Below are 12,308 nucleotides of genomic sequence, written 5' to 3' on the forward strand. Positions count from 1 at the left end.
CGACGGGTTGGCCGGGCCTTGAACGGCCCGGCCGGCCTTCAGTCGAGAAACATCTTTCCAGGATTGAGGATACCGCGTGGATCGAGCGCCTGCTTGATCGCCCGCATCACCCCAAGCGCCGCCGCCCCGTGCTCGCGCGGCAGGAACTCCCGCTTGCCGAGCCCCACCCCATGCTCGCCGCTCGCCGCCCCGCCGAACGAAAGCGCCTGGGCGACAATTTCACGATCAAGCTCCCAGGCTTTCGCCCGGCCCTCCTCGCCTTCAGGATAGAGGATCAGCACGTGGAAATTGCCATCGCCGACATGGCCGACGATGCAGGCTTCGAGGCCGGAGCGCGTCACCGCCTCGCGCGCCAGCGAAACCGCCTCGGCCAGCCGCGAGATCGGCACGATCGTGTCGGTCGCAAAGGCGCCCTTGCCGGGATAGGCCGCGCGAGCCGCCCAATAGGCATCGTGGCGGGCGCGCCAGAGCCGGTTGCGCGCCTCGGTTTCGGTCGCGAAGGCGAAGCCGCTGCCGCCATGGGCCCTGGCAATTTCCTCGGCCATGGCCCCCTGTTCGGCAACACCCTGCGCGCTGCCGTGGAACTCGAACATCAGCGTCGGGCCGGCGATGAGATGATCGAGCTTCGAATAGGCGATCGAGGCCGCCATCTGCGCGGTATCGGCGAATTCGATGCGGGCGACCGGAATGCCGGTCTGCATGATCTCGATCACCGCGGCCACCGCCGCGTGCTCGTCGGCGAAACCGCAGACGGCGGCGCCGATCGCCTCGGGAATGCCGTAGAGTTTCAGCTGCACCTCGGTGATGATGCCGAGCGTGCCCTCCGAGCCGATCAGCAGGCGGGTCAGGTCATAGCCGGTGGACGATTTGCGGACCCGCCCGCCAGTGTCGATCACCGTGCCATCGGCGAGCACGGCGCGCAGCCCCAGCACATTGTCGCGGATCGTGCCGTAGCGCACCGTGGTCGTGCCGGAGGCGCGCGTCGCGCACATTCCGCCGATTGTCGCATCCGCTCCGGGATCGACCGGGAAGAACAGCCCGTGATCGCGCAGATAGGTGTTGAGCTGCCGCCGCGTCACCCCGGCCTCCACCCGGCCGTCGAGATCCGCGTCGTTCACCTCGATCACCCGGTTCATCCGCGTCAGATCGAGGCTGATGCCGCCACGCACCGGGGTCACATGGCCTTCGAGCGAGGTGCCCGCGCCAAACGGCGTGACCGGCACGCCCGCCGCGTGGCACAGCCGCAGCAGCCGCGAAACCTCCTCGGTCGACTCGAGAAACGCCACCGCATCCGGCAGGCTGGTGGCCGCGTTGGCCTCGCCATGCGCGTGGGTTTCGCGGATATTGGCGTTAAGGCTGAGCCGCTCGCCGAAAATGGCGCGGGCGGCATCGATCGTGCTCTGCGTTTCCATGATGTCAGGCTAACGGCATTTCATCGCAAAGTCATGTGCCGGAACAGGCGCATGCCGCCCCGACCCGACTTGCCCAACCGGCGCGGAGCGAATACCGCATGTCGCCATGCAGATGACAGCGATGAAACTCCTCTATCTGGGTGACGTGGTGGGCCGGTCCGGGCGCGAAGCGGTCATCGCCGCCCTGCCGCGGCTGAAACGGGAACTCGGCGCCGATGTGGCGGTGGTCAACGGCGAGAACGCTTCCCACGGCTTCGGCCTCGCGCCGGACATGGCGGACGCCCTGTTCGCCGCCGGGGCGGATGCCATCACCCTCGGCAACCACGCCTGGGACCGCAAGGAGATCATCCCCTATATCGCGCAGCAGAAGCGGGTGATCAGGCCGCTCAACTTTCCCCCCGGCACGCCGGGCGATGGCGTGGTCGACATCACCCTGCCGGATGGAAGGCGCGTGCTGATCGCCCAGGTGATGGGCCGGCTGTTCATGGACCCGATGGACTGCCCGTTCCGCGCGCTGGAAGGGGTTCTGGCGCGCGTGCGGCTCGGCGTCACCCACGCGGCGATCATGGTGGATTTCCATGGCGAGGCGACGAGCGAGAAAATGGCCTTTGCCCATCGCTTCGACGGCGCCGTAACCGCCGTGCTCGGCACCCATACGCATATCCCGACCGCCGACCACCACGTCATGGCCGGGGGGACCGGCTTCATGGCGGATGTCGGCATGTGCGGCGATTACGACAGCGTGATCGGCATGACCAAGGAGGCGGCCATTGGCCGGTTCATCCGCAAGATGCCGGGCGAGCGGCTGCACCCGACCGAAGGCGAGGCGACGGTGTGCGGCGCGCTGATCCGCATCGCCTCGGACGGGCGGGCACTGGCGGTCGAGCCGGTGCGCCTCGGCGGCCGGCTTGCACCCGCCATGCCCTCACGCTGAGCGCCGGCCGGGCAGCATCCGCCGGATGATGCGCTCGCCGCGCATCTCGTGCCGCACGGCGCCGCCGACATGGGCGAGCAGCAACAGGATGATGGCGATCCCTCCCCAGAAATGGAGAAATTCGAAAACCTCCTGCACGCCATGATTCTTGCCGACGAGAACCGGCAGCGTGAACAGCCCGAAGAATGGCACCTTGCGGCCATGCGCCTCGACGAACAGGATGCCGAAAACCGGCATCGCCAGCAGCAGCGCGTAGAACAGCATCTGTGTCGCATGCGCCGCGATCTGGAACGGCCGGCCGATCGTCTCCGGCAGAGGCGGCACGCCGGAGCGGCGCCGGATGAACAGGCGAACCACCATCAGCGCGAGAATGGCAAGGCCGAAGCTCATGTGGATGACCGCAAGCGGCCGGTGAACGGATTTCGAAATCAGGTCGTAATGCAGCAGCAGCCCGGCAATCACGAGTCCGATGACGGTTGCGGCGATCAGCCAGTGCAGAACCTGGATGGATGGGCGATAACGGGCGTCCATGGATTGACCTCGAATGATGTTCGTATTGATTGACTACAGGAAAATGGCGCAGCAATGGCAGGCTCGTTGCGGCAACCATACAATTTCGTGAGCCCGGTCCTCGCGGTTCATGCCGACTGGAGCGTGAGCCCCGCGAAGCGCTGGATGAGCGTCGCCAGGCGAGAGGGTGGGCGCTGGCGGATCGGGGCGCCGGAGCCAGTGGGCGAAGCCGCAACCCTTGCCGCCCGCCTGCTCGAACGCGCCGCCGGTGCTGCTGTTGCGCTCGGCGTCGACTTCCCGCTCGGCCTACCCCGTGCCTATGCGCGCGCCGCCGGCATCGACGATTTCGCGGCGTGGCTTGCACGGCTCGATCCCGCCGCGCCCCTGTTTCACCCCTGCGCTAATCTTGCCGAAATCAGCCTCGGGCGACCGTTCTACCCGCTGAAAACCGTCGCCGGCGCCGGGCAGATGGCCCGCCTCGCGGCCGCGCTTGGGCTGGACGACGCGGCTTCGCTGCGCCGCGCGGTCGATTGCCGGACCGCGCGGCGGCCGGCCGGCGCGCCACTGTTCTGGACGATGGGGCCAACCAGTGCGGCAAGGCGGCCATTTCAGGCTGGCGGGATTGCCTGCTGCCCGCCCTGGCACAGGGGCTCACACTGCGCCTCTGGCCCTTTGCCGGAGCGTTTCACAACCTGCTCGCACCGGATGGTATCGCCGTTGCCGAGACCTATCCCGCCGAAGCCATGGTGCAGACCGGCCTCAGACTGGCCGGGAGCAAGCGTCGACAATCGGACCGGTCGAGCCTCGCCCCTGCCCTGCACGCCTATTTCACCGCTTGGCGTCACGATCCCGTGCCGGAGTTGATCGCCCGGATAGACGATGGATTCGGCGCCGCACCTGAGGGCGAGGATGCATTCGACTCCCTGCTTGGCGTGCTGGGGCTGGTCCGGGTGATCGATGGGGCGCCAGATGGCACGGAGACGGGGCTTCCGGGCGATTCGGCCATCATCCGCGCGGTCGAGGGCTGGGTTCTGGGCCAGGTCGATCCGCCGCTGCCTCCCGCTCCCGCATGAGCGTCGCCTCCTCGTCGCGGCCGGATGCGGCGAGCGCGGCAATCACGCCGGCGCGATCGGCCGGCGGGCGGTTCTGGCTGAGCTTGCGCTTCGCGATCACGGAGTCGATCCGCATCACGAGCCCGACGATCCCCTTCAGCTGGGCGACGATGAAGTCGTCCGGCGCATCATCCACAAGCCACGGCACGGGCTGCGATGCCTCCTCGCGGTCGGTCAGAGTCGCCACGATCTGGCGCAGCAGCACCGCATCCTCGACGATCTCCACCGGCCCGCGCGCATGCACCGCCTCGTAATTCCAGGTCGGCACGACACGGCCAGTCTCCCGCTTGGTCGCATACCAGCCGGGCGAGACGTAGAAATCATGTGCCTGGAAAATCGCCATCGTCGGCGCGCCATCGCGCAGCGCCTGCCACTGGCGGTTGGCGCGGGCAAGATGCCCGACCAGCGTGCCGTGAGGCGCCGGATCGGTGCGATGGAACAGCGGGAGATGCGTCGCCTCCAGCCCCGCCGCGCCCGCCGTCACCAGGATCGGCAGGCGACAGGCGCGGATGATGCCGGCGATGACCGCCGGATCATCCTCGGCGAAGGCCGGCGGGGTATACATCGGCGCTGATCAGCCCGCGCCGCAGGCGATCAGCGTCGCCCGAACCGCCTCCACCGGCACCTCGCGGCTGGTGAACGCGCCACCGATGCCGCGGGCCAGCACGAAGGCAAGCCTGCCATCGCGCATCTTCTTGTCACGCTGCATATGGCCGAGCAGCGCATTGGCGCTCCAGCCGCCGATCCGGTGCGGCAGGCCGACCGCTTGCAGATGCGCGGCGATGCGCGGCGCGATCGCCGCATCGCAATGGCCGAGCCGGGCCGAAAGATCGAACGCGCAGACCAGGCCGATCGCCACCGCTTCGCCATGCAGCAGCGCCGTGCCATAGCCGGTCTCTGCTTCGAAGGCGTGGGCGAAAGTGTGGCCGAGATTGAGCAGCGCGCGGCCGTCCTGCTTCGCCTGCTCACGCGGGTCGGCCATTACCACCCGTGCCTTGAAGGCGACGGCGCGGGCGATCGCCTCTTCCTGCAAGCCCTGATCGCCCCCGAGCAGCGCCGCGCCATGCGTCTCGCACCAGTCGTACAGCGCGGGATCGGCGATCAACCCCGCCTTGACGATTTCCGCATAGCCGGCGGCGGCCTCCCGGCGCGGCAGGGTCGCCAGCGTATCGCTGTCGATGATCACGAGGCGGGGCTGGTGAAACGCACCGACAAGGTTCTTGCCATGACGTGAATTCACGCCAGTCTTGCCGCCGACGCTGGAATCCACTTGGGCGAGCAGCGAGGTCGGGATCTGCGCAAAAGGCAGCCCGCGCAGCACGCTCGCCGCAGCGAACCCGGCGAGATCGCCCATGACACCGCCGCCGAGCGCTATGATCGCGGTCTGCCGTTCGGGCTGCAGCGCGAGAATGTCCTCGACCAGCGCGGCGAAACGCGCAAGGCTCTTCGATCCCTCGCCGGGCGGAACGATGAGCCGCTCATGGATGAAGCCCGCATCGTCGAGCGCGCGCTCAAGCCGCGGCAAATGGGTCTGCGCGACATTGGCATCGGTGACCACCACGGCACGGCGCGCCGGCAGCGCCCCGGCAAGGCGGGCGCCCGCGCCATCGAGCAAGCCGCGGCCGATCACGACGTCATAGCCGGCGTCGGGCAGGTCGATCCGCACTGTCTGCGCCGGCGCGTGGCGGGCAAGGGCGGCGGCAACGGTCTGCGTGGTCATGTCCGGCGAGTCCTCGGTGCTGTCAACGATGATGTCGGCTCCGGCATAGACCGGCCCGCGCAGCGCGGAAAGCCGCGACAGAATTTCGCCAGGGTCGCCCTGATTGAGCAGTGGCCGGTGGGTCCGGCCGCGCACCCGGCCAAGCAAGACGCCGATGGTCGCGCGCAGCCACACCGAGACCGCTCGCGCCGCGATCACAACGCGGGTGTCCGGGTCCATGAAAGCGCCCCCACCGGTCGCGAGCACGACTGGTGAACCGCCGAGCAGGCGGGCAATCACTTCCCGTTCGCGGGAGCGAAAAGCTGCCTCGCCTTCGGTTGCGAAGATCTCGGCAACCGTCTTGCCCGAAACCGCCTCGATTTCGGCATCGGAGTCGTGGAACGGCAGCTGGAGCCGCGCCGCCAGCCTCCGGCCCACCGCCGATTTCCCCGCGCCCATCAGCCCGATCAGCACGATGCTGCACCCTCGATAAGCGCCGGGCACGCCAGCGGCATGAAAACTCTTGTCGGACATCGTTGCGCGGATTACCACAAAATCCGCATGGCACTAGAGCGGCATATCGAAGCTTTCCTCGAATCGATGGTTGCCGAGCGCGGGCGGCGCAGAACACCGTTCTCGCCTATCAGGCCGATCTCGCCGATTTCGCGGCATTCTGCACCGCGCACGGCAGCGGACCGGCCGCCGCTGATGCCGCGATCGTGACCGACTATCTCGCGAGCCTGGCCGCGGCAGGCCTCTCCGCCCGGACCCAGGCGCGGCGCCTCTCGGCGCTGCGGCAGTTCCAGCGCTTCCTGCTGCGCGACGGGCAGCGCCCCGACGACCCCACCGCCCTCACATCCTCGCCGAAGCAGCCGCGGACGCTTCCAAACACGATCACCGAAGCGGAAGTGAGCGCGCTGCTCGCTGCGGCGGCTGCTCTCTCCGGCACCTCGGGGCGGGTGGCCGAGGCGGGGCTGGAAATTCTGTATGCGACGGGGATGCGGATTTCAGAAATGCTGGCCCTGCCCGCCAATGCGCTGCCGCAGGATGGCAACATGCTGCTGATCCGCGGCAAGGGCGGACGCGAGCGGATCGTGCCACTTTCCGAAGCCGCACGGGACGCGGCGAGGAAATTGCTGGACACCAATCCCGAGCGGCCGGCGCGCTACCTCTTTCCCGGCCGCCGCAAAGGAATGCCGATGACCCGACAGGCCTTCGCGCGTCTGCTGAAGCGGGTCGCGCTCGCCGCCGGGATCGATCCCGGCCGGCTTTCGCCGCACGCCCTGCGCCATGCCTTTGCGACCCATCTTCTCGCCCACGGCGCGGATTTGCGGAGCCTGCAGACGCTGCTCGGCCATGCCGACATCTCGACAACACAAATCTATACGCATGTGCTCGCGGCGCGACTGCAAAAACTCATGGAAGACCATCATCCGATGGCCCGCGGCGGTTCAGGGCCCGGCGAACAACACTCCTGAACACCCGGCCCTATTTCGCGAGCAGCCGACGGGCAATCGACTGCAGGGCCGCCGCGGTGGGGGATTGCGGGAATTCGGAGAGAAACAGACGCTGGCCGCGGATCGCCTCACCGATATTCTCGTCCCGCTGGATGATGCCGAGCAGCGGAGGATCAAGGCGCAGGAAGCCGCGGGCGGCACGCGCCAGAGCGGCATGAGCCCTTCGGCCGGCGCGTTCGGTCTCGATCTGGTTGATCACGATCCGCGCGTCCACGGGCGCGCCACGCTCCGCCCGATCGCGCTGGAGCAGCTTGAGAACGGCATATCCATCGGTCAAACTCGCCGGATCGCCGGTCGAGATCAGAACCAGCGTGTCGGCCAGCGCCGCGAGATGGCGCGATGCAGGCTCGACGCCTGTGCCAAGGTCGAGCAGGACGATGTCGTATCTGGCCCTCGCGTCGAGCAGATTGCGAACAAGGCGCTCGATCACCGCCGGCTCGATGCCGGAGAAAGTGCCCGAGCCCGCCTCTCCCGCCAGGAGATCGAACCCGCCCTGCCCGACCGTGACAACGCTATCCGCCAGTGAGGCCTCGTTGCGCAGAAGCGCCCCGATATCGGACTCGGCGAGATGACCGATCTGGATATCGGCATTGGCGAGCCCAAAATCAGCGTCGAGAACCAGAATACGCGCCCCGCGTGCGCTCATCGCCTGCGCCAGCGAGAGGGTAAGCCAGGTTTTGCCAACGCCGCCCTTTCCCGAGGCAATGGCGATCAGGCGCGGCTGCCGGTGCGGCGCTGGCGTCACGGGATGACGCTGCGCGCGGTCATTGAGAGCAGACATGCCGGCGGGGCGGAGAAAGACGGGCTCAGGCCGCATGAGCAACAGCGTCGCTGGCGGTGCTGGCGGCGAGCAGGCGCTCGACGATGAAGGCGGGAGTTACAGGCTCAAGCGCATCGCTGACGCGGCCGGAGGTTCCGGCCTCGGTCAAGGTGAGGGGCACGGCCCCGGCCGTCGCCACCAGGCCGCCGAGACGGCGGGATATGTCGAGCCGGGTCGGGATCAGCGAGGTTGCACCCGCCTCATGAAACCGCGAGGCGATCTCGACGCTGTCGGTCGCATCGAGGCCGGCCGGCAGCACCAGCGCCACGGTGCCGCCAACCTCCTCTGCCATCGAACGGAGTGTGTCCATCTCCGCGTTGTCGAACGGATCCATGCCCGGCAGATCGATCAGTGTCGGCCGCAGCGCGGCCGGCCGCCGCCGGATGGCCTTGGTATTTGCCGCAGTGTCGATGAATTCGGCCCGCAGGATCCGACAAAGCGCCGCCAGCTGGGCAGAGGCCCCCGCGCGGTTCTGATCGGCGTTGATCACGGTCGGCCGGATGCCGGAGAGTGTAAAGCGCGTGGCGAGTTTTACCGTTGTCATCGTCTTGCCGGCGCCCGGCGGCCCGGCGATGATCAGCGGCCGATCGAAATCAAGCTTGCCGAAGGCAAAGGCGCCCGAGACGGCTTCGTCCGGTGACTGATCCGCCCACGCAGTCGCGATCTCGGCCGGCACGCCGTGAAACGATAGCGCCTGCCGCCAGGGATTGGCCGCATCCTGCGGCACTTCAGGATCGAGTGCGACGGTGATTTCGAACTCGCGTCCGCGCCGGCGGCTGTCGAGGATCAGCGCATCGGGACCGAGGAGGCGATGGGCCTCGGCGAATGCCTCGCGCATGGAGGCCGACCTGATCACTTTGACTTTCATTCAAATCGCTCCAACGGTTCTGATGCGCGCGCGCGGGAAAATTTCGGTCTGGGCAAGCACCGGGGTGGACGGGCGGATACGTTCGAGGATCGCCCGCACATGGGCGCGAAGTTGCGGACTGGTGAGCAGCACGGGCGTCTCGCCCTCGGCGCCAGCGGCCTCGAAAACCTGGGCGAGCCGGCGGGTGAACTCGGTCAGCCGGTTTGGCGGAAGCGAAAGCTGCCGCGCCTCCGCAGGCCCCACCAGCGCCTCGCTGAGCTCGGTTTCCCATTCCGGGCCGATAATCACGAGCGGCACATATCCGTGCATGCCGGTATGGGCGTCTGTGAGCTGGCGAGCGAGGCGGGTGCGGACATGCGCGGCAATGACCGGGATCGCCCGCAACTGCATCGAGACCGCCTCGTGAATGCCCTCGAGGATTGTCGGGAGATCGCGGATCGATACACGCTCGGCCAGCAGGGCTTGCAGCACGCGCTGCACCCCGCCGACGGAGAAATGAGTCGGGATGAGGTCGGTAACCAGACGCTGCTGTTCACGCGGCAGATCGTCGAGCAGCTTCTGGGTTTCGGCGAAGGAGAGCATCTCGGCCATGTTGTCCTTGACCACCTCTGTCAGATGCGTGGTCAGCACGCTTGCCGGGTCGACCACGGTGCAGCCGAGACCGATCGCCCGTTCACGGTCGACCTGATCGATCCAGATCGCCGGCAAGTTGAAGGCAGGCTCCGTGGTCGGGTCGCCTGGCAGTTCCGGCAGGGTCCCCGAAGGCGTCATTGCCAGCAACCGGGTCGGCTGCAGAACGCCGGATGCCGCCTCGATCTCCTTGATCCGCACGGAATAGGTCGTTGCGGCCAGTTGCATGTTGTCCTGAATCCGCACCGGCGGCAGGATGAAGCCCATTTCGGTGGCAATGGCCCTGCGCAGCGCCTTGATCTGCTCGGTCAGGCGGGGCGTGTCGCCACCCGCCAGCACAAGCAGCGCATAGCCGAGTTCAAGCCTGATCTGGTCGATCTTCAGCGCATCGGTAATCGGCGGCTCCGCCGGAATGGCGGGTTCCGGCGTCGCCTCCTCATGGCCGGACGGCGGCGGATTCTTCCAACGGTAATAGGCCCCCCATCCCGCAAGGCCGGACAAGGCGAGAAACGGGATGAACGGCAGCCCCGGCAGGATTGCGAGCACGAAAGCACCTGCCGATGCGATCGCGAGCGGCTTGTGCGAGCGGCTGAGCTGGGCCACCAGCGCCGCATCCGCGGTGCCTTCAGCGCTGCCTTTGGTCACCACGATACCAGCGGCCACCGAAACCAGCAGCGCCGGGATCTGCGACACCAGCCCCTCACCGATCGAGAGGGTGGTGAATGCCGATGCCGCGTCATGCACGGACATGCCGCGCTGCACGACGCCAATGGCAAAGCCGCCAACGATATTGATCGAGGTGATGATCAGCGCCGCGATCGCGTCGCCGCGCACGAATTTCGCGGCACCGTCCATCGCGCCGTAAAAGCCGCTCTCCTGCTCCAGGTCCGCACGTTTGCGGCGGGCTGTCACTTCGTTGATCGCGCCGGAATTGAGCTCGGCGTCGATCGCCATCTGCTTGCCGGGAATGCCATCCAGGGTGAACCGCGCCGCGACCTCGGCGATGCGGGTTGAACCCTTCGTGATCACGATGAAATTCACCACGATCAGGATCGCAAAGACGATCAGCCCGATCAGCAGGTCCCCCCCCATGAGGAAGCCGCCGAACGCCGCGATGACGTGGCCGGCGGCTTCGGGGCCTTCATTACCATGCGAGAGAATTTCGCGTGTCGCCGCGATGTCGAGCGAGAGGCGAAGCAGCGTCGTCAGCAGGAGGACTGTCGGAAAGCTCGTGAAATCGATCGGCCGGCGGATGAACAGCGCGACCATGAGCACGAGGATGCTGCCGGTAAAGGACAGCGACAGGCCGGTATCGAGCAGGAAGGGCGGCAGCGGCACGATCAGGATGGTGATGATGCACACCACTCCGATCGCGAGACCGATATCGGTGCCGATCCGGATTTCCTGCAGACGCCCCCGCAGGGTCGCGATGTCCGTCGCGGCCATCAGGCGGCAACACCGTTATGCGGCGCCGGAACATCGGCGCCGCGCGCGGCATAGTCACGCAGCTTGTTGCGCAGCGCGCGGATGGAGATGCCCAGAATGGTTGCCGCATGCGTGCGATTGCCGAGGCAGCGGTTCAACGTCTCCAGGATCAGCGCCTGTTCGACATCCTCGACCCGCCGCCCGACCAGCGCGCCGATCGTGCCACCGGACGAACGGGCTTCGCCGGCTTCATTCATGCCCGGCGGCTCTCTCGCTTCACCGGAGAGTCCGATATGCTCGACATCGATCATCGGCCCCGGTGACAGCAGCACCGCACGGTGCATGATGTTTTCAAGCTCGCGCACATTGCCGCGCCACGAATGGGCAATCAGCCGCTCCACCGCGCGGCTGCTCAGGTGCTTCACCCCCGCCTCGTTCAACCGGGCATAATGCGCGACGAAATGATGCGCGAGCGGCGCAATATCACCCGGACGCTCACGCAGCGGCGGAATCCGCAGGGCGACGACATTGAGACGAAAGAACAGATCCTCGCGGAAACGGCCATCCGCAATCGCGGCACCAAGGTCGGCATTCGTGGCGGCGAGGATACGCACGTCCACCGGCACCGGGCGGTCGCCACCCAGGCGATCGACCGTTCGTTCCTGCAACGTGCGCAACAGCTTGGCCTGCAGGCGCACATCCATCTCGCCGATCTCGTCAAGCAGAAGGGTGCCGCGATCAGCCGCCTCGAACTTGCCGGCGCGCCGCGCGACGGCACCTGAGAAAGCCCCTTTTTCATGACCGAACAGCTCCGATTCCAGGAGCGTGTCGGGGATCGCGGCGCAGTTGAGAGCCACGAAAGGCCCCTTGCTGCGCCGTGAGCGGCCATGGATGTAGTGCGCCAGCACCTCCTTGCCGGTGCCGCTCTCGCCGGTAATCAGGATCGACGCGGTGGACTGCGCCACCTGATCCGCCTGGGCCAGAACCGCCCGCATGGCCGGATCGCGCGCAATGAACTCACCCTGCTGCTCTGCCGAAACTGCCGACAGAATGGCCGCGATGAGGTCGGAATCCGGCGGCAGAGGCAAATACTCCCGCGCTCCGGCACGGATTGCATCAACCGCTGCATCCTCGTCATCCTCGGCGCCGGCTGCGACCACTGTTGTGGTAAACCGCTCGGCCGCCAGCCGCTTCATCAGATCGCCCAGATTATGTGCGACATCGCAGATAATGAGGTCGGTTCGTGCATCCGTACGCAGGCTGTGCAGGGCCGCATCGATGGTCTCCGCCTGGGAAAGCGTCGCACCGCGGGCGGCGGCAATCCGCGCCGCGACGCCGAGTTCACCCGACAGGGAACCGATGATGAGAACCCGCATGGCCG

The 12,308-nt window shown here is 67.2% G+C and carries 10 protein-coding genes and 1 pseudogene; 3 read left to right on the forward strand and 8 right to left on the reverse strand.

Translation table 11 applies throughout. The annotated features are described in order from the left end of the window. Nucleotides 1–38: 38 nt before the first annotated feature. Nucleotides 39–1,412, reverse strand: a complete 1,374-nt coding sequence (locus ACIDOCELLA78_RS85765) for an FAD-binding oxidoreductase (protein WP_201728175.1) — start codon at nucleotides 1,410–1,412, stop codon at nucleotides 39–41. Nucleotides 1,413–1,533: 121 nt separating this feature from the next. Between ACIDOCELLA78_RS85765 and ACIDOCELLA78_RS85770 the strand changes: the two genes are divergently transcribed. Beyond that, entirely contained in the window at nucleotides 1,534–2,346 is an 813-nt protein-coding gene (locus ACIDOCELLA78_RS85770; RefSeq protein WP_201728176.1) for a TIGR00282 family metallophosphoesterase, read from the forward strand. Here ACIDOCELLA78_RS85770 and ACIDOCELLA78_RS85775 read toward each other — a convergent pair. After that, entirely contained in the window at nucleotides 2,338–2,877 is a 540-nt protein-coding gene (locus ACIDOCELLA78_RS85775) for a cytochrome b (protein ID WP_201728177.1), read from the reverse strand. The two genes, ACIDOCELLA78_RS85770 and ACIDOCELLA78_RS85775, sit on opposite strands and share 9 nt — an antisense overlap. 509 nt (nucleotides 2,878–3,386) lie before the next feature. Between ACIDOCELLA78_RS85775 and ACIDOCELLA78_RS85780 the strand changes: the two genes are divergently transcribed. Then, entirely contained in the window at nucleotides 3,387–3,929 is a 543-nt protein-coding gene (locus ACIDOCELLA78_RS85780; RefSeq protein ID WP_249675391.1) for a hypothetical protein, read from the forward strand. Here ACIDOCELLA78_RS85780 and ACIDOCELLA78_RS85785 read toward each other — a convergent pair. Further along, nucleotides 3,862–4,533 carry an FMN-binding negative transcriptional regulator gene (locus ACIDOCELLA78_RS85785; RefSeq protein ID WP_201728178.1) on the reverse strand — a complete coding sequence of 224 codons (672 nt, stop codon included), beginning with the start codon at nucleotides 4,531–4,533 and terminating at the stop codon, nucleotides 3,862–3,864. The two genes, ACIDOCELLA78_RS85780 and ACIDOCELLA78_RS85785, sit on opposite strands and share 68 nt — an antisense overlap. 9 nt (nucleotides 4,534–4,542) lie before the next feature. Beyond that, nucleotides 4,543–6,201, reverse strand: a complete 1,659-nt coding sequence (gene aroB / locus ACIDOCELLA78_RS85790) for a 3-dehydroquinate synthase (RefSeq protein ID WP_201728179.1) — start codon at nucleotides 6,199–6,201, stop codon at nucleotides 4,543–4,545. Here aroB and ACIDOCELLA78_RS85795 point away from each other — a divergent pair. Beyond that, nucleotides 6,181–7,145, forward strand: a pseudogene (locus ACIDOCELLA78_RS85795) (tyrosine recombinase). The gene aroB and the pseudogene ACIDOCELLA78_RS85795 overlap by 21 nt on opposite strands. Nucleotides 7,146–7,155: 10 nt before the next feature. Here the strand turns inward: ACIDOCELLA78_RS85795 and ACIDOCELLA78_RS85800 are convergent. Genes ACIDOCELLA78_RS85800 through ACIDOCELLA78_RS85815 form a run of 4 tightly spaced genes read right to left on the reverse strand, consistent with a single transcriptional unit; the run spans nucleotide 7,156 to nucleotide 12,303 of the window. Further along, nucleotides 7,156–7,965: an AAA family ATPase gene (locus tag ACIDOCELLA78_RS85800; RefSeq protein ID WP_249675397.1), complete on the reverse strand. Its 810-nt coding sequence runs from the start codon at nucleotides 7,963–7,965 to the stop codon at nucleotides 7,156–7,158. 25 nt (nucleotides 7,966–7,990) lie between these two features. Continuing rightward, nucleotides 7,991–8,842: a GTP-binding protein gene (locus tag ACIDOCELLA78_RS85805; RefSeq protein WP_249675400.1), complete on the reverse strand. Its 852-nt coding sequence runs from the start codon at nucleotides 8,840–8,842 to the stop codon at nucleotides 7,991–7,993. 30 nt (nucleotides 8,843–8,872) lie between these two features. After that, nucleotides 8,873–10,948, reverse strand: coding sequence for a flagellar biosynthesis protein FlhA (flhA, locus tag ACIDOCELLA78_RS85810; RefSeq protein ID WP_201728181.1), 2,076 nt, complete (start codon nucleotides 10,946–10,948; stop codon nucleotides 8,873–8,875). Beyond that, complete coding sequence (locus ACIDOCELLA78_RS85815; protein ID WP_201728182.1) at nucleotides 10,948–12,303, reverse strand: sigma-54 dependent transcriptional regulator; 1,356 nt, start codon at nucleotides 12,301–12,303, stop codon at nucleotides 10,948–10,950. Before ACIDOCELLA78_RS85815 ends, flhA begins: the two co-directional genes overlap by 1 nt. Nucleotides 12,304–12,308: the final 5 nt, after the last annotated feature.

This window comes from Acidocella sp. C78 (assembly GCF_907164655.1).